Raw genomic sequence first — 26,417 nt, forward strand, 5'->3', positions numbered from 1 at the left:
GACTCAGACCTCGTTGAGCACGGCGGGCCGTCGCGAGGCGATGACCCGCTTCGCGAGCGAGCGCGGGCTCGTCAGGAAGCCGTACCCCCAGCACATGTGCATGGTGGCGAGGGCCACGGGGATCTGGAGCCGGGCCTTCAGCGGCAGCCCCTTGCCCGCGGGCAGCGAGCCGAGGACGATCGCCGCGAGGTAGCCGCCGGGGATCACGAAGCCGAGCGGGGTCAGCGCGGCGCCGACCACGATCCCGGCCGCGATCGCGCACACCGCGGTGGGCGGGGCGAGGTAGCGCAGGTTGATGGAGCCCTCGTGGTAGCGGGCGACGACGTGCCGCCAACGGCCGTAGTCCTTGTACTGCTTGGCGAGGGCCTTCACGCTCGGCCGCGGGCGGTACGACACCCTCAGCTCGGGCGAGAACCAGATCAGCCCGCCGGCCTCGCGGATCCGGAAGTTGAGCTCCCAGTCCTGGGCGCGGATGAACTCCTCGTTGTAGCCGCCCTGTTGCTCAAGGGCCTCGCGCCGGAACACCCCGAGGTACACGGTCTCGGCGGCCTGTGCCTCGCCGCCCGTGTGGAAGGCCGCGTTGCCGACGCCGATCTTCGAGGTCATCGCGGCGGCGACCGCGCGCTCCCAGTCGTTCTCGCCCTCGGCGTGCATGATGCCGCCGACGTTCTGCGCGCCGGTCTCCTCCAGGAGCCGTACGGCGGTCGCGATGTAGTTCGGCGAGAGCATGCCGTGCCCGTCGACGCGGACGACGATCGGGTGCCGGGAGGCCTTGATCGCGGCGTTGAGGGCGGCGGGGGTGCGGCCGGTCGGGTTCGGGACGGTATGGACGCGGGGGTCTTCGCGTACGAGCTCGGCGGCGATCTCGTCCGTGCGGTCCTTGGACGGACCGAGGGCGATCACGACCTCCAGCTCGCCGGCGTACTCCTGCGCGAGGATCGCTTGGACGGCTCCGCGCAGATGCCGCTCCTCGTCGAGGACGGGCATGATCACAGAAACGGCGGGGAGCCGCACGTCGGGCTTGGCGTTCATAGGGGGCTCACGTTACCGCGAACGGGGGACACGGACGCGCCCCGCCCGGGGCGGTGCCGGTGGTCGCAGATCGTATCGGCCTACGGTGCTCACGATCCCTCGTTCGGCTGCCCTCGCGGAGGTGTTCCCGCATGCCCACCACGCCGCCCCGCCCCTCCGCCCCCCGCCCTCGCCCCCCGCAGCGCCGCCCCGCCCGGCCCCCCGCACGACGCAGGCGGCCGCGCTGGGCCCTGCGGGCGGCGACCACGCTGTCCGTCGTCGTGCTCGCCTCCGCCGGGATCGGGCACGCCGTGATGACCAGCCTCGACGCGGACATCGCGCGCGTGGACCCCTTCAAGGACATGAAGAACCGGCCGCGCGCCGGACACGGCATGAACGTGCTGCTGGTCGGCACCGACGGCCGCGACAAGATCACCGAGGCGGAGCGGCAGAAGTACCGGCTGGGCGGCGCGCCCTGCCACTGCACCGACACGATCATGATCGTGCACATCTCGGAGGACCGGGAGCGGGCGAGCGTGGTGAGCCTGCCGCGCGACTCCTACGCGGTGACGCCCGCGCATGTCGACGCGACCACCGGGGAACGCCATCACGGGCATCCCATGAAGATCAACGCGGCGTACGCGGAGGGCGGGCCGCAGCTGACGGTCCGGACCGTGGAGGCCATGACCCACGTGAAGATCGACCACTATCTGGAGGTCGACTTCACCAGCTTCATGAAGACGGTGGACGTGCTCGGCGGCGTCGAGATCTGCAACGCCGACCCGCTGAAGGACGCGTACACCGGTCTCGACCTGGCGGCCGGCCGGCACCGGCTGATGGGCGGAGAGGCACTCCAGTACGTCCGCTCCCGGCACGCCGACGGCTCCTCCGACCTCGGCCGGATGAAGCGGCAGCAACGCTTCCTCGCCTCGCTGATCGACCGGGCCACCTCCTCCGGGATCCTGCTGAACCCGATGAAGTTCCGTGACGTGACCCGGGCCGTCCTCGGCTCGGTGCGCGCCGACAAGGGGTTCGGCACCGACGAACTCCTCGACCTGGGCCGGGCGATGCGGAACTTCTCCCCCTCCTCCTCCGAGTTCACCACCGTGCCGATCGGGCAGATGGGATACGTCGTCAAGGGCGTCGGCTCGACCCTGAAGTGGGACCCGGCGAAGTCCTCGCAGCTCTTCAGGGCCCTGCGCGAGGACCAGCCGCTCGCCGCGCACAGGTCCCGCAGCAAGGCGCTCCTCGTCCCCGTGTCCCCGCAGCAGATCCGGGTCCAGGTCGAGAACGGCACGGCGACGGGTGGCCTCGGCAAGCGGGTGGACGCGGCCCTGGCCTCGACGGGCTTCCGCACGACGGGCACCCCGGTGAACTCGGCCGACCGCACCCTCCAGCGCACGGTCATCACCTACGACCCCCGCTGGGACCGCTCGGCCCGCTCCCTGGCGGCGGCCCTGCCCGGCAGCGAGCTGCGCGCGGTGAAGGGCCAGGGCGCGACCCTGAAGGTCCTCGCGGGCGCGGACTTCGAACGGGTACGGAAGGTACGCGCCGAGGACGAACTCCAGGGGGAGTTCGGGGTGGTGACGGGGGACGAGGTGGGGTGCGTGTAGCGCGGAGCGCGGGGTGACTGAGCTCACCTCGCGGTCTTTGTGAGACGGAGCACATCGGGTCGACCAGTGTTCCGGGGCCGGCGGCCGGTCAGTCGTCGAAGCCCTCCGCCGCTCGCTTCTCGCGGAGTTCCTTGATGGCTCGGCGGCGGGCGAGGCGGTGGGTGCGGCGGATCTGGGCCTCCTGGTAGCGGCGCTCGTCGCGTTCCGTCTCCGGGAGGACCGGGGGGACCCGGCGGGGCCTGCCGTCGGCGTCCACGGCCGCGAAGACCAGGTAGGCCGAGCCGACCTGGGTGGCCGGGGTCGACTCGTTCCAGCGTTCGGCGAGGACCCGTACACCGACCTCCATCGAGGTCCGGCCGGTCCAGTTGACCTGGGCCTTCACATGGACGAGGTCACCGACCCGGACCGGCTCCAGGAACGCCATCTCGTCCATGGAGGCGGTGACCGCGGGCCCGCCGCTGTGCCGGCCGGCCACCGCGCCCGCCGCGTCGTCCACCAGTTTCATGATCACGCCGCCGTGCACCGTACCGAGGAGGTTGGTGTCGGCCTGGGTCATGATGTGGCTCAGCGTGGTGCGGGACGCCGACGTGGGCTTGCCCGGAATCTCCGGGGCAGCCGGTTCGGCGGCGGCGGTGGCCTGGTCTGTCATGGCCCCCACCCTATGCCGTGATGACAATCCGGGAATTTGTGTCAGCTTGGCAACAGCGCTGACCTGATTTTCCGACGGCCCTTGTATAGGGCCCAGCGGGTACCGGCACACTGGGGCCCATGAACGATTGGCCCGAGGGATGGTCCGGCGACAACCGCGGCGACCGGTACGGACGCGGCAGCGCGAGCGCACAGCCCGAGAGCGCCCGCGTGATGCGGCAGGTCCGCCGCGACCAGGCGCCGCCGTACAACGCCGGCGTGCCCCCGCAGCAGGGGTACGTCAACGGCCAGGGCCACGGCGGTGACTACGACGGCTACGACAGCGGCTACAACACCGGCCAGGTGTACGGCAGCCCCGGCGGCGCCGGCCACGGCGGTCCCGGCGACCCGGTCGGCGGCCGGGGTGCGCGGCCCGCGCCGAACTGGCGCAGGCGGATCAAGTGGACCGCGATCGTGGTGATCACCGGGCTGATCGTGACGACCGTCGGCACCTACTTCTGGGCCGATTCCAAGCTCAACCGCGAGGTCGACCTGTCCAAGGTCATCGACCGGCCGGAACAGGGCGACGGCACCAACTACCTCATCGTCGGCTCCGACAGCCGCGCCGGGCTCTCCTCCGAGCAGAAGAAGCAGCTGCACACCGGATCCGCCGAGGGCAAGCGCACCGACTCGATGATGATCCTGCACACCGGCAGCAACGGCGACACCCTGATCTCGCTGCCGCGCGACTCGGACGTGGAGATCCCGACCTTCGTCGGCTCCGAGTCCGGCAAGACCTACAAGGGCACCGGCCGGCACGTGAAGCTGAACGCGGCGTACGCCGAGGACGGGCCCGAACTGCTGGTGCGCACGGTCGAGTTCAACACCGGTCTGCGCATCGACCACTACGTCGAGATCGGCTTCGCCGGCTTCGCGAGCATCGTGGACGCGGTCGGCGGCGTCGAGATCGACATCGACAAGGGCTTCAAGGACAAGTACTCCGGCGCCGACTTCAAGGCGGGCAAGCAGACGCTGAACGGCGACCAGGCGCTCGCCTTCGTCCGCACCCGGCACGCGTTCGCCGCGTCCGACCTCCAGCGCACCAAGAACCAGCAGAAGTTCCTCGCTGCCCTCGCCCACCAGGTGGCCACCCCGGCCACGGTCCTGAACCCGTTCAAGCTCTACCCGACGCTCGGCGCGGGCCTGGACTCGCTCATCGTCGACAAGGACATGGGCCTGTACGACCTGGGCTCCATGTTCTTCGCGATGAAGGGCGTCAACGGCGGCGACGGCACCTCGCTGAACATGCCGATCTCCGGGTCCTCCGGAGGCAACCTCGTCTGGAACAAGGCGAAGGTGAAGCAGCTGGTGCAGGAGCTGAACAACGACGAGAAGGTCACCGTCACCGGCAACTGAGAGCGACCGACATGAGGAGGGGCCGGTCCCGCGGGCCGGCCCCTCCTCATGTCCGCCCTACACCCGCCGCCCCGAGCCGAGCAGCGCGGTGTACGGCAGCACCAACCGCCCCTGCCCGTCGGCGAATTCGGCCGCGAGACGGTCGTACTCCCGCCTGATCCTTACGACGGTCCCGGGGCTCTGCGAGGTGACGATCAGCCCGACGGTGCCGATGCCCGCGGCGGCCCCGCTCCACCACTCCTCGGCGGTGGGGCGGTGCTCCCAGACCACCTCCGCGCACCGGGCGTCCGCGAGGCCGGCCTCCGCGAGCAGCGCCGCGAACCCCTCCGTCGTACGGCCGAAGTCCTCGTCGGGGTCGAGGCGGGGCAGGTGGTCCGGCGGGACCGCTCCCGCGGCCTCGCAGGCCCTCCCGAGCAGCTCCATCCCGCTCTGGCGGCCACCGGCCCACACCGTCAGGGCCACCGTGCCGCCCGGACGCAGCACCCTGCGCAGCTCCGCCAGGGCGGTACGGGGGCGGCCGACGTGGTTGAGGACGAAGTTGCCGACCACGGCGTCGAACTCGGCGTCCGCGTAAGGGAGTTCGGGCAGTACGCCGATCCGTGCGTCGACCCCGGCCGTCCGGGCCGCAGCGACCATCCCGGCGTCGGCGTCCACCGCGCTCACCCGCGCCCCGCGTGCCAGCGCGGCCAGGGCCGCCGTACCGGTGCCGGTGCCGACATCCAGGACCCGTGTGCCCGCCGCGATCCCGGCCGCGTCCAGCAGCGCCCGCACCGGATGCGCGCACAGCCGGGCGAAGCTGCCCGCGTACGCCTCGCTCCGCCCCGACCACATCGTCCGCTCGGCCGCGTCGAAGGCCTCGGTCGCACTCGTACTCGTCATGACGCCAGCCTGCCCCGGGCATGATCGAGGGCACCCGGCGGGGTGCCCTCGACAGCGGCCGACGGGTGCCGGCCCGCGGGTGTCACATCGCCATGCCCGCCATCGCCCGACAGGTCTCCATACAGCGGCGACACGCCTGCGCGCACCGCATCATCTGGGGATCATCGGGCATGGCCATACACGCCTCGGCACACGTCTCGCACGCCTTGGCGCACATCGCGCACATCTCCGCCGACATGGGCGAGCGGCGCATCATCATGTCCGCGCACATGCGGGTCATGTCGGCGCAGTCCATGAGCGCGCGCATGATCTGCATCTGCGCCTGACCGCCCATCTGCATGCAGGAGCTCATGGTCTCCTCGCAGACGCTGTGGCACTCCATGCAGGCAGCCACGCAGTCCTGCATCTCCTTGCTCATCGCGGACATGCTCTCGGCCTGGGTCATGGCTCCTCCTGGTGGCGCGGGAGCCCGGGGCGGGCCCCGTTCCCTTCCGTCCTACGCCCCTGCCGGGCGGGGCGCCATCGGACGGACACACCAATCCACCCCGAAACGCCCCACCCGCGACACGACAAAAGCCCCCGGAACACCTCCGGGGGCTCAGCCGTCGCCGCAACGGGCCGTCGGCTACGGCAGGTTGCGCGCCATGACGATCCGCTGGACCTGGTTGGTTCCTTCGTAGATCTGCGTGATCTTCGCGTCGCGCATCATCCGCTCCACCGGGTAGTCCCGCGTGTACCCGTATCCGCCCAGCAGCTGGACCGCGTCCGTGGTGACCTCCATGGCCACGTCGGAGGCGAAGCACTTGGCCGCGGCGCCCTGGAAGGTGAGGTTCTTGTCGCCGCGTTCCGAGGCGGCCGCGGCCTGGTAGGTCAGGGCGCGGGCGGCCTCGATCTTCATGGCCATGTCGGCGAGCATGAACTGGATGCCCTGGAAGTCGGCGATGGCCTTGCCGAACTGCTTGCGCTCCTGGACGTATCCCTTGGCGTAGTCCAGGGCGCCCTGGGCGACGCCGAGGGCCTGGGCGGCGATGGTGATGCGGGTGTGGTCCAGGGTCTTCATCGCGGTCGCGAAGCCGGTGCCCTCCTCGCCGATCATGCGGTCGGCCGGGATGCGGACGTTGTCCAGGTACACCTCGCGCGTGGGCGAGCCCTTGATGCCGAGCTTCTTCTCGGGGGCGCCGAAGGAGACGCCCTCGTCGGACTTCTCGACGACGAACGCCGAGATGCCCTTGGAGCGCTTGGTGGGGTCGGTGACGGCCATCACGGTGTAGTACTCGGACTCGCCCGCGTTGGTGATCCAGCGCTTGACGCCGTTGAGGATCCAGTGGTCGCCGTCGCGCACGGCCTTGGTCTTCATGCCGGCCGCGTCGGAGCCGGCGTCGGGCTCGGAGAGGGCGTAGGAGAACATCGCGTCGCCCTTGGCGAGCGGGGTCATGTACTTCTTCTTCAGGTCCTCGGAGCCGGAGAGGATCACCGGGAGCGAGCCCAGCTTGTTCACGGCGGGGATCAGGGAGGAGCTCACGCAGACACGGGCGACCTCCTCGATCACGATGACCGTGGCCAGCGCGTCGGCGCCGGCGCCGCCGTACTCCTCGGGGACGTGCACGGCGTGCAGGTCGTTCGCGACCAGCGCTTCCAGGGCCTCGCGCGGGAAGCGGGCCTCCTCGTCGACTGCGGCGGCGTGGGGCGCGATCTTCGCCTCCGCCAGCGAGCGGATGGCGTCCCGGAGCATGTCGTGCTCCTCGGACGGGCGGTACAGGTCGAAGTCAGCCGATCCGGCCAAGGTCTCTCACGCTCCAAGGACGCTGCGATGCCTGTGCTAATTACCGTTAAGTAACTCAATTTTATGGGTCCGCTCACGGGAGTGATACGTGAGCTTGGCGACAGGCGGGAACGACAGGGGGAAAACTGCCCGTCGCACGCCCCGACTATGCTCGGGCACCGCACGACCGCAGACCCGTCTGGAGACCCCATGAGCCTCAAGATCACCGTGATCGGCACCGGCTACCTCGGCGCGACACACGCCGCGGCCATGGCCGAACTCGGGTTCGAGGTGCTGGGGCTCGACGTGGTGCCCGAGAAGATCGAGATGCTCCAGCGGGGCGAGGTCCCGATGTTCGAGCCCGGTCTGGAGGACCTGCTGCGCAAGCATGTCGCCGGGATCGAGGGTTCCACCGGCCGACTCCGCTTCACGATGGACTTCGCCGAGGCCGGCGCTTTCGGTGACGTGCACTTCGTCTGTGTGAACACGCCTCAGCGGCACGGCGAGTACGCCTGCGACATGTCGTACGTCGACTCCGCGATCGCCTCCCTCGCCCCGCACCTGACCCGCCCGGCCCTGGTCGTCGGCAAGTCGACGGTGCCGGTCGGTTCCGCGGACCGCCTCGCCCGCTACCTGGCCGACCACTCCCCCGCGGGCGCGGACGCCGAGCTGGCCTGGAACCCGGAGTTCCTGCGCGAGGGGTTCGCGGTGAACGACACGCTGCATCCGGACCGGATCGTGGTCGGTGTGCGCAGTGAGCGTGCGGAGAAGGTGCTGCGCGAGGTGTACGCGACGCCGCTCGCCGAGAGCACGCCGTTCGTGGTGACCGACTTCCCGACCGCCGAGCTGGTGAAGACCTCCGCGAACTCCTTCCTCGCCACGAAGATCTCCTTCATCAACGCGATGGCGGAGATGTGCGAGGCCGCCGGCGGCGATGTCGCGAGGCTCGCGGAGGCGATCGGGTACGACGACCGGATCGGCAGCAAGTTCCTGCGGGCCGGGATCGGCTTCGGCGGCGGTTGCCTGCCGAAGGACATCCGCGCCTTCATGGCCCGTGCGGGTGAGCTCGGTGCCGACCAGGCGCTGACCTTCCTGCGCGAGATCGACTCGATCAACATGCGTCAGCGCGGGCAGATGGTGGAGCTGGCCCGGCAGATACTGGGTGGCGGGCCGTTCCTCGGCAAGCGGGTCGCGGTGCTCGGCGCCACCTTCAAGCCCGACTCGGACGACGTGCGCGACTCCCCCGCGCTGAACGTCGCCGGGCAGATCCACCTCCAGGGCGGCCAGGTCACGGTCTACGACCCGAAGGGCATGGCCAACGCCCGCCGCCTCTTCCCGACGCTCGGCTACGCCGACACGGCCATCGACGCGGTGCGGGGCGCCGACGTCGTCCTCCACCTCACGGAGTGGCGCGAGTTCCGCGAACTGGACCCGGCGGCCCTCGGCGAGGTAACGGCCGCGAAGACCATCCTGGACGGCCGCAACGCCCTGGACCCCGCGCTGTGGCGCAAGGCGGGGTGGACCTACCGGGCGATGGGGCGGCCTGCGGCCTGAGTACGGGGCGGTGCGCCGGCCGACGGCCTGTGTACGCCGTGATGGACCGCCGGTTCCTAGCAAGGGCTGCGCCCGATGAATCAACGGCCCTGGAGGCGCCGGGAATTGGGCCGTGTGCGGCACGGGCGGGGGCGTGGAGGGCTTGCGGTGGGGTTCCGGGAGCTCGTGACCGACCTCCTCCCGGTGGGGCCTCACCCGGCCGTCCACGCCTTCGGCATACCCGGTCTGACCTGGTGTTTTTCTGGAATTCGCCTAGGCTGACGAGGTCCGTCCGACGGCATCACGGGAGACCTCATGGGCGAGGAAGTCGGCGAGTACGACGCCAGCCAGATCACGGTCCTGGAGGGGCGGCACGCCATCCGGAAACGGCCGGGGATGTACGTCGGGTCCACGGGTGAACGCGGTCTGCGCCACATGGTGTTCTACGTGGCCGACAGAGCGTTGAACGAGGTCCTCCTCGGCTCCGCCACCCGCGTCGACATCACGTTCCTGGCCGACGGCGGGGTCCGGGTCGCCGACGACGGACCGGGCGTCCCTGTGGAAGCCGCCGGGCACACCGGGGGCCCTGGCCTGGAGACCCTACTGACGCACCCCCTCACCGGGCCGGACACCGGTGGGCGGCACACCCTGATTTCGGGGGCCTTCAGCCTCGGCCCCTGCGTCACCAACGCCCTGTCGAGCCGGCTGACGGCCGAGGTGCGGCGGGAGGGGACGCGCTGGGTCCAGGAGTACGCCCGCGGGGCCGCGCTCGCCCCGCCCACCGCCACGGGCCCGGCGAACGGCAGCGGGACCACGCTCACCTTCCGGCCCGACGCCGGCATCTTCAGGACGACGGAGTTCGTGTTCGGCGTCTTCGAGGAGCGCTTCAGGGAACTGGCCTTCCTGAACGGGGACTTGGACGTCTCCCTGACCGATGAGCGCCCTGCGGGCGAGCCCCGTTCGGTGCGGTTCCGGTTTCCGGACGGGGTACGGGAGTTCGTCGCGTTCCTGGACGCGGAGGCGGGAGCGGCCGTCCATCCGGAGGTCATCGCCTTCGAGCGGGAGACCCCGGCGGCGACGGTGGACGTGGCCCTGCGCTGGTCCGCCTCGCGCGAGGAGCGGGTCCGGGGTTTCGCAAACAGCTGGCCCACCTCCGAGGGCGGCACCCACACGCTGGGCTTCCGGGACGGGCTGGCGGCCGCGGTCAACGCGTACGCGCGCGAGCGGAGGCTGTTGGCGGCCGCGGACCCCGATCTGAGCCCGGAGCGGATCGGTGAGGGCCTGACGGCGGTCGTGTCGGTGAAGCTGGACCAGCCCGAGTTCCTCGGTTCAACGCGCGGCAGGCTGGGGAACCCCGTGGCGCTGCTGTGTGTCGCGGAGACCGTACGGGAACACCTCGGCCGGTGGTTCGCGGAGCGGCCGGAGCAGGCCCGTGCCGTCGTCGGCCGGTTCCTCTGAGGCGCCCGCCGGACCCCGCGCGTCGGCATATGCCGCCTTCCCCGGAATCATCAACACGAGTTCGATTTGCATTCGAGTACGGTGGCGAATTGACCGTTCTCACAGACCATGACCCCGCAAAGGAGAGGTAGGCAACGATCGGTTAACCAACGCGTAGTCAAGCGGAATCCGCCCTCCACTCCACTGTTCGTCATTCGCCGGATTCTTCCGTCGGATTGACCTGAGCATGTCAGGAGTGGAGTCATGCCCTTGTTCCGCAGGGCGGTTTGGCCGCGTGACCATCGTGACGAACTGGTCGCCGGGGCGCTCGTCGGCGCGGTGGTGATCGTGCTGGGGTACGCGTCGGGAATCGGCGCCCCCGGGGCGGCCGAGGCCGCGGTCCCCCCGGCCGTGGCGCCCACGACCACCGCGCCGGCGACCGTGCCGGCCTCCGCCCCGGAAGCGGGCCAAGTCCCGGTGGGCTCCGGTGAGTTGCCGGCCTACGGCGGGGGCTACGCGGACCTCGGAAACGGAGGCGGAGGCCTCATGCCCGGCACCGTCCCCGTCGACCAGGCGGGCGGCCCCACCGAGGGCCCCGGCGGAGGGCACGACCACGGCGGCTCCGGGCACGAGAGCCCGCCGCCCGCGGCCACCCCCACCTCTACCCCTACGCCCACGCCCACCCCGACGGACACCTGCGAGGACGGCGAGGTCACCCTCGTGCAGCCCCTGCTCGTCGGCCTCACCGAGCCCGTGCTCGGCCTCCTGGGCACCGCCAGCGCCTCGCCCTCGCCCACGCCCTCCCCCTGCGTCGGCCTCGCCCCCGTCTCCAGCCTCCTCGGGGGCGTCCTCGCCACCTCCCCGCAGCCGGAGGCGACCCCGTGAGGCGACTGCTCCTCCTCGCCGCCCTCCTGCTGTGCGCCCTGCTCGGCACCGCCCAACCCGCGTCCGCCCACACCGAGTTGGTGACCTCCTCCCCCAAGGACGGAGCCACCCCGGCGACGATCCCCGCCCACCTCACCCTCACGTTCGACGAGGCCGTCGACCTCGCCGACGTGCGGGTGCTCACCGTGGACGGAGACCGCTTGCCGGTGTCCCGGACCGCACACCGCAACGTCGTGCGGGTCGCGCTCGGCGGCCCCGCGGACGGGAGGTTCGCACTGGTGTGGTCCGTCGTGGACGAGGAGGACGGGCACGCCTCCTCGGGCCGGATCGCCTTCGCCGTCGCCGCGAAGGCCACCCCGACCGGCGGCGACGAGGTCTCCGCTCCCGCGCCGTCCCCCTCGGTGCGCAAGGGCCTCGTCGCCGTCCGCTGGGCCGGCTATCTCGCGCTGGCCCTGTTCGTCGGCGGGCTCGCGTTCGTCGCGCTGCTGTGGCCGGGCGGGGCGTACGAACCGCGGGCCCGGGCCCTGCTCGGACTCGCCTGGACGGTCGGTCTCCTCGCCACGGTGGCGACGGCCGGGCTCCAGGGCGCGTACGCCTCCCTCGGCGGCCTGCGCGACGCGCTCCGCCCCGCGACCTACGCCGACGTCCTCGCCACCCGGCCCGGCGTCGTGCTCGCCGCGCGCGGACTGATGTGGGTGCTCGCGGCCGTGGTGCTCGCCGCACTGCTCCAGGGTGCCGCGCGCTCGCCGGGCTGGCGGGTGGGCGCGCTCGCGGTGACGTTCGGGCTGCTGCGCACCACCGGTATGACGGGCCACAACTCCGAGGGCAGTGAGCCCACTTGGGGCGCCGTCGCCGACTTCGTGCACCTGCTCGGGGCCGCGCTGTGGATCGGCGGGCTCGCCATGCTCGCGCTGGCGGTGCTGCCGCGCCGGCGGCCCGGGGAGCTGGCCGAGGTGGTGCCGGGTTACGCGCGGCTCGCGGCGCTGAGCGTCACCGGCATCGTCGGCGCCGGGCTGGTGCTCGCCTGGCAGGTGGTGGGGTCGTACGACGCCCTGCTGCACACCTCGTACGGGCAGCTGCTGCTCGTCAAGACGGCCGTCCTCGGGGGCGTCCTGGTCGCCGCGTACGCGAGCCGCCAGTGGGTGCGCACCCGTCTCGATCTCGCCGTGCTGCTGCGCGGCGACGCCGCCACCGTGCGGCCCTTCGGTTACTCGGTCGCGGCCGAGACGGGGCTGGTCCTCGTCGTGCTCGCCGTGACGAGTCTGCTGGTCACGGCCGATCCCGGCCGTTGAACTCCATGGGAACAACTCCCTGGAAAGCAAAAGGAGTTGAAGTGAAAAGAAGCGATGAGACCGGCGAACGGCCGCGTACTCGGACGGCCGGCAACCGGTCCTTGCTGGTCGCGGGGCTCGGTGCCGCGCTCGCGGCGGTGCTGAGTCTCGGGCTGCTGAGCGCGGCCACGGGTTCCACGACGGCCTCGCAGCAGGCCGCGGGCGCGGCTCAGGCGCCCGCTGCCGCCGCGGCCGACATGACGGCCGCCGCCGCCCCCGACCACCAGGTCGACATCACGGGGTACAAGTTCGGCGACGGCAAGCAGCTGGTCGTCGAGGTCGGGCAGACCGTCCGGTGGACCAACCACGACAGCGCGCCGCACACCGTGACCACGACGAAGGCCCCGGTGGCCTTCGACTCGGGGACCCTGAAGCAGGGCCAGTCGTGGTCGTACACCTTCACCAAGGTGGGGACGTACGAGTACTACTGCGCGGTGCACCCGGACATGGTGTCCTCCGTGAAGGTCGTGGCGGCCTCCGGCGGTGGCGGTACGACGCCCAAGCCGACCCCTACGCCCACGCAAGCCCCCACGGGCACGCCCACGGCCACTCCGACGGCCACCCCCACCCCGACCCCGACCGGCATGCCGACGGCGCACCCGACGGCCACCCCCACGGCCACGCCGACCGGCGGCACCGGTGGCGGCTCCGGTGAGCAGTGCGCCAGCATCCGCAACGAGCTCCTGCCGATCCTCCAGCACCTCTACGCGGCCCACCTGGAGGAGTCGCCCGGTCAGCAGGTGCAGGACGCGCTGGCGCTCGACTCGTACCTCAAGATGCACACGGTGTGGATCGAGTCCATCCTCAAGCCCGCCGTCAGCGACGGGGGTTCGGTGGCCGACGACACCCTCACCGTGCTGCTTCAGCACATCTACTCGGCGCACCTGGAGGAGTCGCTCGGGCAGCAGGTCACCGACCTGCTCGACGTCGACAGCTACGTGAAGATGCACACCGTCTGGGCCGGGCACATGCTCACGCCCACCACGGACTTCCTCACCGCGAGCTGCTGACGCATGGGTGAACGCCGCTCCGGCCGAGGCTCAGTCGGCCGGAGCGGCGTTCGCGGTCCATTCTCCACACGCCCACCACATTTCGGGAACCGCTTTCCAAGGAGTTGGGGATGACAACCGTCACTCTGCCCACCGTGCCACCACCCCGCCGTCTCACCGTGTCCCCCGGCCGCTCGCTCGCCGAACTCACCGCCTGGTACGGCCCCTTGCCCGTGCGGCGACGGCGGATACCCCTCGCGGCAGCGGGCCTGACCCTGCCCGCGGACGCCGGACAGCCCGCCTTCCGCTTCGAGTTCGACGACCGCGAGCTGCGGGCCGTCCTCAGCTCCGAGCGGGTCGAGGACCTGCCAGGCGACCGCCTCCAGCTCACCGCCGACCTCGATGTCGACGGCACGCCCTTCCCCGTCCTGCTGCGGCTGCGGGTGGTCGACCGCGCCGAGGACCGGCTGCTCGTCGTGGGCACGGCCCGGCTGCCGTACCGGCTGCTGCGCCGGGCCACCGGGTTCCGGCTGCCGTGGCGTCTTCCGGCCACGCGGCTCAGGCTGCTGGTCGCGGCGGATTTCGCGTGAGGGCCCTGCTGCGGGCCGCGGCCGCGGTCGCCCTCCTCACGGTCTGGCTGCTCCCGGCGGACCGGGCGTCGGCCGCGTCCTACTCCGTCGCCATGAAGGGCTACGCCTTCTCGCCCGCCTCGCTGAGCGTGCCCGTCGGCTCCACGGTCACCTGGACCAACTACGACACCGCCCCGCACGACGTGAAGACCACCTCGGGCCCGCTCTCGATCCACTCCCCCATGCTCGACAAGGGCGAGAGCTGGAGCTTCACGTTCACCACGGCCGGTTCCTACGGCTATGTGTGCACGGTCCATCCGGACATGACGGCCGGGATCACGGTGCGGGCGGCGGCGGCCCCGGCTCCGGCACCGGCTCCGGTGAGGACGTCGGCGGCAGCGCGCGAGCACGTGCACACGGCACCGGCCCGGACGCCCTCACGTACCGCACGCTCGGCACCGGCGATGACGATGCCGTCCCCGTCGCCGACACCGCCAGCGACGGCGCCCGCCGCGGCCGTACCGCAGACGGCGACGCAACCGGCCGCGACCCAGGCGACGGCTGCCACGGCGCGTCCGCTGGATCCCTTGCTGGTCCTGGCCGGCCTGGTAGCCGGGGTGGCGGTCCTGTGTCTCCTGCTGGTCGGTTCGAGGACGGCCCGGGCACGGCAGGAGGCGCCCTGACAGCGGGACTCACCCCCTGGCCCGGTACCGCCGCATCTTCGCCCGCGCCCCGCACACCTGCATCGAGCACCACCGCCCCCGCCCCGCCGGGCTGCGGTCGTAGTACGCCCAGTGGCAGTCCACGGCCTCGCAGGCCTTGAGCCGCCCCCACGTGCCCGCGACCAGGGCCCCGGCGACGGCGGCGGCGACCCGGGAGGCCAAGGGGCGGGCGTCGGCGGGCGTGAGCGTCGCCGCGCCGTCGGCCGGGGACACCGTCACCAGCAGGGGCGCCCCGGCCAGCAGCTCCCCCAGCGGCGTCACGGACCGGTGCGCCGGATGTCCCGCGTGCGCCAGCAGAGCGACTCGCAGCGACTCCCGCAGGTCACGGGCCCCGGCCACCTCGCCCTCGGCGATCCCGAACCGCGCCCGCCCCTCGGCCGTGTCCAGCGCGTCGGCCCCCGATTCCAGGTCGAGCGTGTTGACCAGGGACTGGACCAGGGCCAGGCCCCCGGGCGCGGGCGATCGCTCACTCATGGCTGCACGCTACCTACCTCGTGAATTCCCTTGCGACGTTACCTCCGATACGGGAGCATGCGGTAACCGTTACTGGTTACCCGGCTCTACAGGTAACCACGCTTCAAGGAGGAAGCCATGGCCATCGCCGAACTCGGAGTCGTCGTACTGGACTGTCCCGACCCCCGCGCGCTCGCCGGTTTCTACGCCGGTGTCCTCGGCGGCACCGTCGAGGGCGAGGGCGAGTGGGTGGACCTCAAGGTCCCCGGCGGGCAGTCGCTGGCCTTCCAGGCCGCCCCCGGATTCGTACCGCCGAAGTGGCCCGCCCCCGACGCCTCGCAGCAGTTCCACCTGGACCTGACCGTCCAGGACCTGGACGCGGCCGAGAAGGAGGTGCTGGCGCTCGGGGCCAGGCCGCTGGACGCCGAGGACCGCTCCCGGGGCTTCCGTGTGTACGCGGACCCGGCTGGGCACCCGTTCTGCCTCTGCGCCTGCTGAACGCCGTCCGACCAGGAGGAGCTCCCGTGCCTGTCGCCCGCTTCCGTTCCGTCGTGCTCGACTGCCCCGATCCCCGTGCGCTCGCCCGCTTCTACGCGGGCATCGTGGGCGGCACCCCGGAGGACGACGACCCCGACTGGGTCGTCCTGCGGGTCCCGGCCGGGCCCCGGCTGGCCTTCCAGAGCGCGCCGGGATTCACCCCGCCGGAGTGGCCGCGCGCCGACCGCAACTCCCAGCAGTTCCACCTCGACTTCGACGGCGGCAGCACCTGGGAGGAGATCGACGCGGCCGAGGCGAAGGCGCTGGAACTGGGCGCGCGGCTGCTGCACGCGGAGTCCGCCGAGGGCAAGGAGCAGGAGGACTTCCGGGTGTACGCGGATCCGGCGGGGCATCCGTTCTGCCTGTGCCGGATCGACCCGCTGTAGGCCCTGCTAGCCGTCCAGCTCGGCGATCTTCGCCGTGGACGGCTCCCGGCGCTGCTGTGCCGCCCGGGCGGTGAAGTCGGACTCGCGCAGCACCCGCTGGACGTTGCCCCAGGTCAGCAGTGCGAGGTCGGCCTCCTCCCAGCCGCGGCGCAGCAGCTCGGCGACGAGGTGCGGGTAGCAGGAGGCGTCGCCGAGCTCCTGCGGGTGCGCGGTCCCGGCGTCGTAGGTGCCGGACAGGCCCACGCACGCGGCGCCCGCGATGTCGCGGACCCGGTCGAGGTGGTCGGCGACGTCCCGGACCGTCGGGCCGGTCTGCTCGGCGGTCAGCGGCACCATGCACAGTCCCTTGGCGGCGCCCACCTCGGCGAGCAGCTCGTCGGGGAGGTTGGCGGGGTGGGGGCGCAGGGCGCGGGCGGCGGAGCGGGTGAACAGCACGGGCGCCTTGGAGACCGCGAGGACGCGCCGGATGGTGGCCTCGGAGGCGCCGGAGAGGTCGGCGAGGACGCCGAGCCGGTTCATCTCGCGCAGCACCTCCTCGCCGAACCGGGTCAGCCCCGCCCCGCTCGCCCAGGACACCCCGGACAGGGTCAGGGCGCGCAGGCCGAGGGCGTGCAGGGAGCGCAGGATGCCGAGCGAGTCGCCGATCGCGGCGGCACCGGCCGGGCCGAGCAGGACGGCGGCGCGGCCGCAGTGGTGGGCGTCGGTGGTCTGTCCCGCCGTACGGGCCAGGCGCAGGCCCTCGGGGTGGTTCCGTACGACCGTCTTGACCAGGTCGAGCTGCTCCAGCGTGGCGCCCACCGCCCGGTCCCCGTCGAGCCCCTCGGGCAGGTGCAGCGACCACAGCAGAGCGCCCACGTGCCCCTCCCTGAGCCGCGGCACGTCCGTGTCCACGGCGCTCTCGCCGAGTTCCAGGTCGAACCAGGGCAGGTGCCGCAGGGCCCAGGGCAGTCCGCTGTAGCCGTCGGCGACGGGGTGCGCGGCGAGGATGGCGCGGGCACGCTCCAGGGGCTCGGTGTCCGGGTCGGAGACGGGGGTGTACAGCTCCGGCACGGCCCCGAAGAGCTGGGGCAGCTCTGCCACCTCGGCCGGGGGGTGCAGTTCGTCCTGGAGGTCTGCCATGACGGGCTCCGTACGTCGTGATCTTCCTGATCGCCGTACGGTCACCGTCGCACGGAGCGGTGCGGGCTTCCTGGTGGGCGGGGCGTTCGGGGGTACCGGCCGGACGGGCCGGGGCGGACGCGTCGGTACCGCTCGCGGAGCCGGTGGAGCGCGGCCGCGCTAGGCCTTCCTGGCTGCCTCGATCACCTCGTCCAGGGTGTCCCGGGAGCGGACGAGGTCGGCGATCGTGCGGTTGATGCGGTCGCGTTCCGCCGTGAGGTCGGCGACCAGGCGCGGGGTCGCGACGGCCGAGGGGCCGCCGTCGGTGTCCCGCATGCAGGGCAGGAGCTGGGCGATCCGGGGACTGTGCAGTCCGGCCGCGAACAGCTCCTGGATGCGGACGACCCGGTCGACCGCGGCCTCCGGGTAGTCGCGATGGCCGCCCGGGGTGCGGTCGGCCACCAGCAGGCCCTGTTCCTCGTAGTAGCGCAGCGACCGCTCGCTCACCTGGGTACGCCGGGCCAGTTCACCGATCCGCACGACGGGCACCCCTCAGGCTTGAATCTGACATCAATGTGAGGTTCTACGGTACGCCCATGACGCCGACAACGGACTTCCTGGCACCGGCCCGACTCGGCCGGCTCACCCTTCCCCACCACCTCGTCATGGCCCCCCTCACCCGCAACCGCGCGGCCGCCGACGGCACCCCGACCGACCTGATGACCGCCTATTACGCCCAGCGCGCCTCCGCCGGCCTGATCATCGGCGAGGCCGCGACGCCGAACGCGGTCGGGCAGACGTATCCGAACATCACCGCGATCCACACCGACCGGCACGTCGAGGGCTGGCGCAAGGTGACCGGGGCCGTGCGGTCGGCCGGCGGGCGGATGTTCCTCCAGCTCCAACACGGCGGCCGGGTGAGCCATCCGGCGACGACGGGCCTGACGCCGATCGCGCCCTCCCCCGTACCGCTGCCGGAGACGATCTTCACCCCGGGCGGGCACCGACCGGCCGTCGTGCCGCGGGAGATGACCCCCGACGACATCCGGGCCACCGTCGCCGACTTCGCCGCGGCCGCCCGCCGGGCCGTGGAGGCAGGCTTCGAGGGGGTCGAGGTGCACGCGGCCAACGGGCATCTGCTGCACCAGTTCCTGGCCGGGAACACCAACCGCAGGACGGACGCGTACGGCGGCTCCGCCGAGCGCCGGGTGCGGTTCGCGGCGGAGGTGACCGAGGCGGTGGCGGACGCGATCGGCGCGGACCGGGTGGGCGTACGCATCTCCCCGGCGAGCACCGTCAACGGCGTCCTGGAGGACGACACCGACGCCCTCTACCCGGCGCTCCTCGCCCGCCTGCGGGACGTGGACCCGGCGTACCTGCACGTCGTCCACGCCGACCCGGCGGCCCCGTGGTACCGCCGGATCCGCGCCGACTGGCCCGGCACCCTGATCGGCAACCCGGTCCTGCCCGGCCTCACCACCGAGGACGTCACCCGGGCCGCGCACGGCATGCTGGCCGCCGGCGCCGACCTGGTCGCCCTCGGCCGGCCGTTCCTCGCCAATCCGGACCTGGTGACCCGGCTGCGGCTGGGCGCACCGCTCAACCCGGTGCGGGACCGCTACCTGATGTACGTGGGCGGGGCGGACGGCTACACCGACTACCCCGCCCTGGACGGTCAGCCGTCGAGCCCGGCGAGGGTCGCGTTCGACGGACCCCGCGTGGCCTGAAGGTCGCGTGCCACGTCCTCCGCCGCGCCCAGCACCCGTACCGCGTTCTGCCAGGTCAGCTTGGCGAGGTCGGTGCGGGACCAGCCGCGGTCGAGGAGTTCCGCGATCAGGTTGGGGTAGCCGGAGACGTCGTCGAGGCCGTCCGGGGTGAAGGCGGTGCCGTCGTAGTCGCCGCCGATGCCGATGTGGTCGACGCCCGCCACCTCGCGCATGTGGTCGAGGTGGTCGGCGACCGTCGCGGCCGTGGCGACCGGGCGCGGGTTGCGGTCCTCGAAGGCGCGGTGCACCTTCATCGCCTCCGGGGTGGTGGCGAGGTGGTGGAAGCCGTGCTCGCGCATGTTCTCGTCGGCGGCGGCCGTCCAGTCGACCGCGGCCTGGAGGACGAACTTCGGGACGAAGGTCACCATGGCCATCCCGCCGTTGGCCGGCAGGCGTTCCAGGACGTCGTCCGGGACGTTGCGCGGGTGATCGCACACCGCTCGCGCGGAGGAGTGGGAGAAGATCACCGGCGCGCTCGTCGCGTCCAGCGCGTCCCGCATGGTCGTCGCCGCCACGTGCGAGAGGTCCACGAGCATGCCCTCGCGGTTCATCTCCCGCACCACCGCCCGGCCGAAGGCCGACAGACCCCCGACGCCGGGTGCGTCGGTCGCCGAGTCCGCCCAGTCCACGTTGTCGTTGTGGGTGAGGGTCATGTAGCGCACGCCGAGGGCGTACAACGCGCGTAGCGTCGCGAGGGAGTTGGCGATGGAGTGGCCGCCTTCGGCGCCCATCAGGGAGGCGATACGGCCCTCCCCGCGCGCCGCCTCCATGTCCGCGGCGGTGAGCGCGGGCCGCAGCGTCCCGGCGTACCGCGCCTGGAGCTGCCGTACGCAGTCGATCTGCTCCAGGGTCGCGGGCACCGCGTCGGGCAGGTCCGAGCGGACGTACACCGACCAGTACTGCGCGCCGACGCCGCCGGCCCTGAGGCGGGCCAGGTCGGTGTGCAGGTGGGCCGACTGGTCGGTGGCGATGTCCCGGGCGTCGAGGTCGTAGCGGACCTGTTCGCGCAGGGCCCAGGGCAGGTCGTTGTGGCCGTCGACGACCGGGAACTCGCGCAGGAGTTCACGGGCCGTCGCCAGCGCGTCCGCGGCGGTCACTTGCCGAAGCCGAAGCCGTTGGAGCCCTCGACCTTGGACCTCAGGCGCTTGCCCTTCTCGGTGGCCTGGTCGTTGAGCTCCTGCTGGAACTCCCGCATCCGGCCGAGGAGTTCCTCGTCGTGGGCGGCGAGGATACGGGCCGCGAGGAGCCCGGCGTTGCGGGCACCGGCGACGGAGACGGTGGCGACCGGGACGCCGGCCGGCATCTGCACGATGGAGAGCAGCGAGTCCATGCCGTCGAGGTACTTCAGCGGGACCGGGACGCCGATGACGGGCAGCGGGGTGACGGAGGCGAGCATGCCGGGCAGGTGGGCCGCGCCGCCCGCGCCCGCGATGATCACCTTCAGGCCCCGCTCGGCCGCCTGCTCGCCGTACGCGATCATCTCGCGCGGCATGCGGTGCGCGGAGACGACGTCGACCTCGTACTCGATCTCGAACTCGTCGAGGGCCTGGGCGGCGGCCTCCATGACGGGCCAGTCGGAGTCCGACCCCATGACGATGCCTACAACGGGGCTCATTCGGTGATCGTGCCTCTCAGGTAGCCGGCAGCGTGACGTGCGCGTTCGAGAACGTCGTCCAGGTCGTCGCCGTAGGTGTTGACGTGGCCGACCTTGCGGCCGGGCTTCACGTCCTTGCCGTACATGTGGATCTTCAGCTGGGGGTCGCGGGCCATGCAGTGCAGGTACGCGGAGTACATGTCGGGGAAGTCGCCGCCGAGGACGTTGACCATCACGGTCCACTTCGCGCGGGGGCGCGGGTCGCCGAGCGGGAGGTCCAGGACGGCGCGGACGTGGTTGGCGAACTGGCTGGTGATCGCGCCGTCCATGGACCAGTGACCCGAGTTGTGCGGGCGCATCGCGAGTTCGTTGACGAGGATGCGGCCGTCGCGGGTCTGGAACAGCTCGACGGCGAGGTGGCCGACGACGTCCAGTTCCTTGGCGATGTTCAGCGCCATCTCCTCGGCCTTGAGCGCGAGGGTCCCGTCCAGGTCGGGCGCGGGGGCGATCACGGTGTCGCACACGCCGTCGACCTGCTGGGACTCGACGACCGGGTAGGCGACGGCCTGGCCGTGCGGCGACCGTACGACGTTGGCGGCGAGCTCGCGGACGTAGTCGACCTTCTCCTCGGCGAGGACGGGGACACCGGCCCGGAAGGGGTCGGCGGCCTCCTCGACCGAGTCCACGACCCACACGCCCTTGCCGTCGTAGCCGCCGCGGACGGTCTTGAGGACGACGGGGAAGCCGTCGCCCTCCGCGCCTTCGGGGAGCCCTTCCGCCGCGAAGGCCGCCACGTCCTGGGGATCGCTGACGATCCGGTGCCGTGGGCACGGCACGCCGATCGCGTCGAGCCGCGCCCGCATCACGCCCTTGTCCTGGGCGTGCACGAGCGCGTCGGGGCCGGGGCGCACGGGGATGCCGTCCGCCTCCAGGGCTCTGAGGTGTTCGCTGGGTACGTGTTCGTGATCGAAGGTGATCACGTCGCAGCCCTTCGCGAACTCTCGGAGCGTGTCGAGGTCGCGATAGTCGCCGATGACGACATCGCTCACCACCTGCGCCGCGGAATCCTGAGGGGTGTCACTGAGGAGCTTGAACCTGATGCCGAGCGGGATGCCTGCCTCGTGTGTCATACGAGCGAGCTGGCCTCCGCCGACCATGCCGACTACCGGGAACGTCACGACCCCAGGGTATCGGTCGCGCCACGGCGGCTTGATTCCGCGCCTCTTACCGGTCCTCTTACCAGCTTGTTTCCCGGTGTGTGAGTTCATCCACAGGCAACGGGTAGAGGGGATGGTTAGCATGGCTGAGTTGACGAATTCACTCGACTGACCGACCCGACTGGGGGACTGTACAACCATGGGACATGGTTCCTCAGGGCTGCGAAGGATCGTGCGCGAGGTCGCCAAATTCGGTGCGGTCGGCGGCGCGGGTCTCCTCGTCAACCTCCTGGTCTTCAACCTCGTCCGGCATCTCACCGACCTTCCGGTGGTCCGCGCGAGTGTCGTCGCCACGGTCGTGGCCATCGTCTTCAACTACATCGGGTTCCGGTACTTCACCTACCGTGACCGCGACAAGAGCGGCCGCACCAAGGAACTGACCCTGTTCCTGCTGTTCAGCGCGGTCGGTCTGGTCATCGAGAACGGCATCCTGTACGCCGCGACCTACGGCTTCGGCTGGGACAGCCCGCTCCAGAGCAACATCTTCAAGTTCCTCGGCATCGGCATCGCGACCCTGTTCCGCTTCTGGTCCTACCGCAGCTGGGTCTTCAAGACCCTGCCGGCCCGCGAGGCCGTGGCCAGCGCGGAATCCTTCCTGGAGGAGGCGGAGCAGGCGGCGGCCAGGAAACTCCGCCCGCGCCAGCGAGCGCTCTGACGGGGGTTTTCAGGGGCGCACGGGGTCGCGGGAGTTTCAGGGGCGCGGGGAACCGCGCGAGGCGCCCGCCCCCACCGGACCCGCACCCGAAGACCCGCCGCCGCTCATCTCACCATCGGCTCGTCGTCGTCCACCAGGGACGACTTCAGCGGCGTCCGGGACAGGAACAGCCCGAACACCGGCGGCTGGGCCTGGAGCATCTCGAGTCGGCCCCCGTCCGCCTCCGCGAGGTCCCGGGCCACCGCGAGCCCGATGCCCGTGGAGTTGCGGCCGCTGATCGTGCGCTCGAAGATGCGGGCGCCGAGGTCCGCGGGGACGCCGGGGCCCTCGTCGGTGACCTCGATGACGGCCTGGTTGCCGGTGACGCGGGTGCGCAGCGCGACCGTGCCGCCGCCGTGCATGAGGGAGTTCTCGATCAGCGCGGCCAGGACCTGGGCGACCGCGCCCGGGGTGCCGACCGCCGTGAGGTGCCGTTTGCCCGAGCTGACGATCGCGCGGCCCGCGCTGCGGTACGCCGGCCGCCACTCCGCGAGCTGCTGCTGGATGACCTCGTCGAGGTCGAAGGTGACGGCGTTGCCGGCCCGGGGGTCCCGGGAGTTCGTCAGCAGCCGCTCCACCACGTCCGTCAGCCGCTCCACCTGCGTGAGCGCGACGTTCGCCTCCTCCTTCACCGTGTCCGGGTCGTCGGTGAGGGTGATCTCCTCCAGCCGCATCGACAGCGCGGTCAGCGGTGTACGGAGCTGGTGCGAGGCGTCGGCGGCCAGGCGCCGTTCCGCCGTGAGCATGCGCGCGATCCGCTCGGCGGAAGAGTCGAGCACGTCGGCGACCCGGTCCAGCTCGGGGACGCCGTAGCGCTTGTGCCGGGGGCGGGGGTCGCCGGAGCCGAGGCGTTCGGCGGTCTCGGCGAGGTCGGTGAGCGGCGAGGCCAGCTTGTTGGCCTGCCGGATCGCGAGGAGCACCGCGGCGATCACCGCGAGCAACGCCACCAGGCCGATGATCAGGAGCGTACGGCCGACCTCCCGGGTCACCGAGGAGCGCGGCTCCTGCACGGTGACCGTCTCGCCCTCCTCGCCCTTCTCCGTGGAGCTGATGACCTGACCGGACGGCTTGGTGCCGACCTCGATCGGGTCGTCACCGGGGATGCGGATCACGGCGTACCGTTCCTGCGCGACCTGGTCGCGCAGGATCTCCGCGCTCACGTCCTCCGCGGCGAACAGCCGGCTGTCCACGATCCCGGCCAGCCGGATCGCCTCGGAGTCGACCCGCTCCTGGGCACTGTTGCTGATGGTGCGGGTCTCGACGATGACGAGGGAGACGCCGAAGACGGCGATCACCACGAGCACCACGGCGAGCGTGGACTGGATCAGTCGACGGCGCATGACCTCTTACCTGCTAGACGGGACCCGGGGTTCAGCTCTTCTCGAACCGGAACCCGACACCACGCACGGTGGCGATGTACCGCGGGTTGGCCGCGTCGTCGCCCAGCTTCTTGCGCAGCCACGAGATGTGCATGTCCAGCGTCTTGGTCGAGGACCACCACGTGGTGTCCCAGACCTCGCGCATCAGCTGGTCCCGGGTCACCACCCGGCCGGCGTCCCGCACCAGGACCCGCAGCAGGTCGAACTCCTTTGCGGTGAGCTGGAGTTCCTCGTCGCCCATCCACGCCCGGTGCGACTCGACGTCGATCCGCACCCCGTGGGTGGCGGGCGGCTGGGCCGGCTCGGCCGCGCCGCGCCGCAGCAGCGCCCGGACCCGGGCCAGCAGCTCGGCGAGCCGGAAGGGCTTGGTGACGTAGTCGTCGGCGCCCGCGTCGAGACCGACGACGGTGTCCACCTCGTCGGCCCGTGCGGTCAGGATGAGGATCGGTACGGCGTGGCCCTCGGCACGCAGTCGGCGGGCCACCTCGAGGCCGTCCATGCCGGGCAGACCCAGGTCGAGGACGACCAGGTCGATACCGCCCTGCATTCCGGCGTCGAGTGCGGTGGGGCCGTCCTCACGCACCTCGACCTCGTACCCTTCCCGGCGCAGGGCGCGGGCCAGCGGCTCCGAAATGGACGCATCGTCCTCGGCGAGCAGTACACGGGTCATGAGCTGATGGTAGACCGCTCTTGACAGATGCTGGGGTGTGATCGCAACCCCGTGATTCTTACCTTTCACGATTCTGAGGCGAACCTGTGAGTGTGGGGTGCCAATCGTGTAGGGACCTTAGAAACCAGGTGTACGGTTCCATTGTCACCTGTGATTCAGCTCTCAAGTCCTTCCATTTCCGGCACTGTCCTGCCGTATGGTGACTCGAAGCCTGTCGCAACGTGGGGACCTTTGGCGCGCATCTGTCGCCAAAGGTCTCTTTTGTGTGCGGTAACCCCCACCAGCAAGGAACGACCATGGCGTCCAGCCTGACGAAGGACTCGGTGACACCGGGCACCCCCGGTTCCGACAAAGCCTTCTTCGGCCACCCCCGCGGACTGGCCACACTCTTCTTGACCGAGATGTGGGAGAGGTTCTCCTACTACGGCATGAAGGCCCTGCTCACCGTCTACCTGCTCTCCGGCGGCCCCGACGCCGGCAAGGGCAGCATGGGCGGCGGCCTCGCGATGGACGTGGCGACCACCACCGTGATCGTCTCCGTCTACTCGGCGATGGTCTACCTGCTCGCCATGCCCGGCGGCTGGCTCGGCGACCGCGTCTGGGGCCCCCGCAAGACGGTGGCCATCGCGGCCGTCACGATCATGGCCGGTCACATCACGCTGGCGCTGCCCGGCGGCCAGGCGCCGTTCTTCGCGGGCCTGGCGCTGGTCGCGGCCGGTTCCGGCCTCCTCAAGGCCAACATCTCCACGATGGTCGGCCACCTCTACGACGGCCCGGACGACCCGCGCCGCGACGGCGGCTTCACGATCTTCTACATGGGCATCAACGCCGGTGCCTTCTTCGCCCCGCTGGCCATCGGCACCGTCGGCCAGGAGGTCAGCTGGCACCTCGGCTTCGGCATGGCCGCGGTCGGCATGGCGGTCGGTCTGGCCGCGTTCCTGATCGGCACCCGCAGCCTGAGCCCGCAGAGCAGCGTCGTCCCCAAGCCGCTGGCGGCCGAGGAGCGCGCGGCCTGGCTGCGCAAGGGCCTGTTCTGGGTGATCGCCGCGACCGTGTTCTACGGCGTCGTCGGCTTCACCGGCCACTTCACGCTGAACTGGGCGATGATCCCGCTCACCGTCATCGGTCTGGTCGTCCCCGCGGGTGTGCTGCTGCGCATCAAGCGGGACAAGGAGCTGACGGCCGGCGAGCAGTCGAAGATGTCCGGCTACATCTGGTTCTTCGTCGCGGCCGCCGTGTTCTGGATGATCTACGACCAGGGCGCGTCCACCGTCCAGGCGTTCGGCTCGAACGACCAGAAGACCGCGGGCTCGCTGCTCGGCTTCGACTTCCCGACCTCCTGGTACCAGTCGCTGAACCCGCTGTTCATCATGGCGCTGGCCCCGGTCTTCGCCTGGCTGTGGGTGTGGCTGAACCGCAAGGGCAAGGAGCCCAGCACCATCGTGAAGTTCTCGATGGGCCTGGTCCTGATCGGTGTCTCGTTCTTCTTCTTCCTCATCCCGATCGCCATGGCGGCGAACGGCACCGCGGTCAGCCCGATGTGGCTGGTCGGCATCTACTTCATCCAGACCGTGGGTGAGCTGTGCCTGTCCCCGGTGGGTCTGTCGGTGACCACGAAGATGGCTCCCGCGAAGTACGCCTCGCAGATGATGGGTGTCTGGTTCCTCGCGGTGACCGCGGGCGACTCGATCACCAGCCTGCTGTCCAACCCGGCGATCGCCGGGGTCGATCTCAGCGGGACGGCGGCCGTGTTCGGTGAGGCGGCGCTCGCGGCTCTCGCCGGGTTGGCCGTGTGGATGTACCGGCGCAAGGTGAAGTCCCTCATGGGGGATGTTCGTTAGCGTTGGCG

27 protein-coding genes are annotated in these 26,417 nt (G+C 71.4%); 14 read left to right on the forward strand and 13 right to left on the reverse strand.

All coding sequences use genetic code 11. The annotated features are described in order from the left end of the window. Positions 1–3: 3 nt before the first annotated feature. Positions 4–1,032, reverse strand: a complete 1,029-nt coding sequence (locus tag AC2XR2_RS17415) for a glycosyltransferase family 2 protein (protein WP_449349545.1) — start codon at positions 1,030–1,032, stop codon at positions 4–6. Positions 1,033–1,163: 131 nt separating this feature from the next. Between AC2XR2_RS17415 and AC2XR2_RS17420 the strand changes: the two genes are divergently transcribed. After that, complete coding sequence (locus AC2XR2_RS17420; protein WP_491515528.1) at positions 1,164–2,624, forward strand: LCP family protein; 1,461 nt, start codon at positions 1,164–1,166, stop codon at positions 2,622–2,624. 88 nt (positions 2,625–2,712) lie between these two features. Here AC2XR2_RS17420 and AC2XR2_RS17425 read toward each other — a convergent pair whose 3' ends face one another. After that, positions 2,713–3,273, reverse strand: coding sequence for an acyl-CoA thioesterase (locus AC2XR2_RS17425; RefSeq protein WP_381306658.1), 561 nt, complete (start codon positions 3,271–3,273; stop codon positions 2,713–2,715). Between the two features lie 119 nt (positions 3,274–3,392). On the opposite strand from AC2XR2_RS17425, the gene AC2XR2_RS17430 reads away from it, so the two are divergent. Then, positions 3,393–4,667, forward strand: coding sequence for an LCP family protein (locus tag AC2XR2_RS17430; protein ID WP_381306660.1), 1,275 nt, complete (start codon positions 3,393–3,395; stop codon positions 4,665–4,667). Positions 4,668–4,724: 57 nt separating this feature from the next. Here AC2XR2_RS17430 and AC2XR2_RS17435 read toward each other — a convergent pair whose 3' ends face one another. From AC2XR2_RS17435 to AC2XR2_RS17445, 3 genes are all read right to left on the reverse strand, one after another. Next, positions 4,725–5,546 (reverse strand): class I SAM-dependent methyltransferase, encoded by an 822-nt coding sequence (locus AC2XR2_RS17435; RefSeq protein WP_491515529.1) that lies wholly within the window; start codon positions 5,544–5,546, stop codon positions 4,725–4,727. Between the two features lie 82 nt (positions 5,547–5,628). After that, positions 5,629–5,991: a four-helix bundle copper-binding protein gene (locus AC2XR2_RS17440; RefSeq protein WP_330266504.1), complete on the reverse strand. Its 363-nt coding sequence runs from the start codon at positions 5,989–5,991 to the stop codon at positions 5,629–5,631. 180 nt (positions 5,992–6,171) lie between these two features. Beyond that, positions 6,172–7,329 carry an acyl-CoA dehydrogenase gene (locus AC2XR2_RS17445; protein WP_123761171.1) on the reverse strand — a complete coding sequence of 386 codons (1,158 nt, stop codon included), beginning with the start codon at positions 7,327–7,329 and terminating at the stop codon, positions 6,172–6,174. A gap of 189 nt (positions 7,330–7,518) precedes the next feature. Between AC2XR2_RS17445 and AC2XR2_RS17450 the strand changes: the two genes are divergently transcribed. The 7 genes from AC2XR2_RS17450 (at position 7,519) to AC2XR2_RS17480 (ending at position 14,735) form a co-directional block, all read left to right on the forward strand. Then, complete coding sequence (locus tag AC2XR2_RS17450) at positions 7,519–8,862, forward strand: UDP-glucose dehydrogenase family protein (RefSeq protein WP_381306669.1); 1,344 nt, start codon at positions 7,519–7,521, stop codon at positions 8,860–8,862. Between the two features lie 294 nt (positions 8,863–9,156). Continuing rightward, entirely contained in the window at positions 9,157–10,299 is a 1,143-nt protein-coding gene (locus tag AC2XR2_RS17455; protein WP_491515530.1) for a DNA gyrase subunit B, read from the forward strand. A 243-nt stretch (positions 10,300–10,542) separates the two neighbouring features. Then, positions 10,543–11,163, forward strand: coding sequence for a hypothetical protein (locus AC2XR2_RS17460; protein ID WP_491515531.1), 621 nt, complete (start codon positions 10,543–10,545; stop codon positions 11,161–11,163). Continuing rightward, positions 11,160–12,455 carry a copper resistance CopC/CopD family protein gene (locus tag AC2XR2_RS17465; protein WP_491515532.1) on the forward strand — a complete coding sequence of 432 codons (1,296 nt, stop codon included), beginning with the start codon at positions 11,160–11,162 and terminating at the stop codon, positions 12,453–12,455. Before AC2XR2_RS17460 ends, AC2XR2_RS17465 begins: the two co-directional genes overlap by 4 nt. 41 nt (positions 12,456–12,496) lie before the next feature. Next, positions 12,497–13,504, forward strand: coding sequence for a cupredoxin domain-containing protein (locus AC2XR2_RS17470; RefSeq protein ID WP_491515533.1), 1,008 nt, complete (start codon positions 12,497–12,499; stop codon positions 13,502–13,504). A 110-nt stretch (positions 13,505–13,614) separates the two neighbouring features. Then, positions 13,615–14,073, forward strand: coding sequence for a hypothetical protein (locus AC2XR2_RS17475; protein ID WP_491515534.1), 459 nt, complete (start codon positions 13,615–13,617; stop codon positions 14,071–14,073). Then, the gene (locus AC2XR2_RS17480; RefSeq protein WP_491515535.1) at positions 14,070–14,735 is read left to right on the forward strand and encodes a cupredoxin domain-containing protein; all 666 of its coding nucleotides are present in this window, start codon (positions 14,070–14,072) and stop codon (positions 14,733–14,735) included. The genes AC2XR2_RS17475 and AC2XR2_RS17480 overlap by 4 nt, the downstream gene beginning before the upstream one ends. 9 nt (positions 14,736–14,744) lie before the next feature. Here the strand turns inward: AC2XR2_RS17480 and AC2XR2_RS17485 are convergent, their stop codons facing one another. Further along, positions 14,745–15,248, reverse strand: coding sequence for a CGNR zinc finger domain-containing protein (locus tag AC2XR2_RS17485; RefSeq protein ID WP_381304072.1), 504 nt, complete (start codon positions 15,246–15,248; stop codon positions 14,745–14,747). A 117-nt stretch (positions 15,249–15,365) separates the two neighbouring features. On the opposite strand from AC2XR2_RS17485, the gene AC2XR2_RS17490 reads away from it, so the two are divergent. After that, positions 15,366–15,725: a VOC family protein gene (locus AC2XR2_RS17490; protein WP_330266494.1), complete on the forward strand. Its 360-nt coding sequence runs from the start codon at positions 15,366–15,368 to the stop codon at positions 15,723–15,725. Positions 15,726–15,751: 26 nt separating this feature from the next. Then, positions 15,752–16,150, forward strand: a complete 399-nt coding sequence (locus tag AC2XR2_RS17495; RefSeq protein ID WP_491515536.1) for a VOC family protein — start codon at positions 15,752–15,754, stop codon at positions 16,148–16,150. A 6-nt stretch (positions 16,151–16,156) separates the two neighbouring features. On the opposite strand, the gene AC2XR2_RS17500 is transcribed toward AC2XR2_RS17495, so the two are convergent. Together AC2XR2_RS17500 and AC2XR2_RS17505 are read right to left on the reverse strand one after the other, a co-directional pair. Next, the gene (locus AC2XR2_RS17500) at positions 16,157–17,269 is read right to left on the reverse strand and encodes a dipeptidase (protein ID WP_381304068.1); all 1,113 of its coding nucleotides are present in this window, start codon (positions 17,267–17,269) and stop codon (positions 16,157–16,159) included. Between the two features lie 159 nt (positions 17,270–17,428). Beyond that, complete coding sequence (locus tag AC2XR2_RS17505) at positions 17,429–17,788, reverse strand: MerR family transcriptional regulator (RefSeq protein ID WP_491515537.1); 360 nt, start codon at positions 17,786–17,788, stop codon at positions 17,429–17,431. Positions 17,789–17,844: 56 nt separating this feature from the next. Here AC2XR2_RS17505 and AC2XR2_RS17510 point away from each other — a divergent pair, with 56 nt between their 5' ends. Beyond that, positions 17,845–18,975 (forward strand): alkene reductase, encoded by a 1,131-nt coding sequence (locus AC2XR2_RS17510; protein WP_491515538.1) that lies wholly within the window; start codon positions 17,845–17,847, stop codon positions 18,973–18,975. Here AC2XR2_RS17510 and AC2XR2_RS17515 read toward each other — a convergent pair. From AC2XR2_RS17515 to AC2XR2_RS17525, 3 genes are read right to left on the reverse strand one after another with little or no spacing between them, the layout of a single operon-like run. Continuing rightward, complete coding sequence (locus tag AC2XR2_RS17515; RefSeq protein ID WP_449349535.1) at positions 18,924–20,111, reverse strand: dipeptidase; 1,188 nt, start codon at positions 20,109–20,111, stop codon at positions 18,924–18,926. The genes AC2XR2_RS17510 and AC2XR2_RS17515 overlap by 52 nt on opposite strands. Next, positions 20,108–20,605 carry a 5-(carboxyamino)imidazole ribonucleotide mutase gene (gene purE / locus AC2XR2_RS17520; RefSeq protein WP_381304081.1) on the reverse strand — a complete coding sequence of 166 codons (498 nt, stop codon included), beginning with the start codon at positions 20,603–20,605 and terminating at the stop codon, positions 20,108–20,110. Before purE ends, AC2XR2_RS17515 begins: the two co-directional genes overlap by 4 nt. Before the next feature lie 20 nt (positions 20,606–20,625). After that, complete coding sequence (locus tag AC2XR2_RS17525) at positions 20,626–21,786, reverse strand: 5-(carboxyamino)imidazole ribonucleotide synthase (RefSeq protein WP_449349534.1); 1,161 nt, start codon at positions 21,784–21,786, stop codon at positions 20,626–20,628. A gap of 178 nt (positions 21,787–21,964) precedes the next feature. Between AC2XR2_RS17525 and AC2XR2_RS17530 the strand changes: the two genes are divergently transcribed. Continuing rightward, positions 21,965–22,480, forward strand: a complete 516-nt coding sequence (locus AC2XR2_RS17530) for a GtrA family protein (protein ID WP_381304059.1) — start codon at positions 21,965–21,967, stop codon at positions 22,478–22,480. Between the two features lie 104 nt (positions 22,481–22,584). Here the strand turns inward: AC2XR2_RS17530 and AC2XR2_RS17535 are convergent, their stop codons facing one another. After that, positions 22,585–23,859 carry an ATP-binding protein gene (locus AC2XR2_RS17535; protein ID WP_449349533.1) on the reverse strand — a complete coding sequence of 425 codons (1,275 nt, stop codon included), beginning with the start codon at positions 23,857–23,859 and terminating at the stop codon, positions 22,585–22,587. A gap of 31 nt (positions 23,860–23,890) precedes the next feature. Further along, positions 23,891–24,568, reverse strand: coding sequence for a response regulator transcription factor (locus AC2XR2_RS17540; RefSeq protein WP_007382513.1), 678 nt, complete (start codon positions 24,566–24,568; stop codon positions 23,891–23,893). A 296-nt stretch (positions 24,569–24,864) separates the two neighbouring features. Here AC2XR2_RS17540 and AC2XR2_RS17545 point away from each other — a divergent pair, with 296 nt between their 5' ends. Further along, entirely contained in the window at positions 24,865–26,409 is a 1,545-nt protein-coding gene (locus AC2XR2_RS17545) for a peptide MFS transporter (protein ID WP_491515539.1), read from the forward strand. Positions 26,410–26,417 lie beyond the last annotated feature (8 nt).

It is taken from the genome of Streptomyces sp. LS-MS-L19 (genome assembly GCF_058382285.1).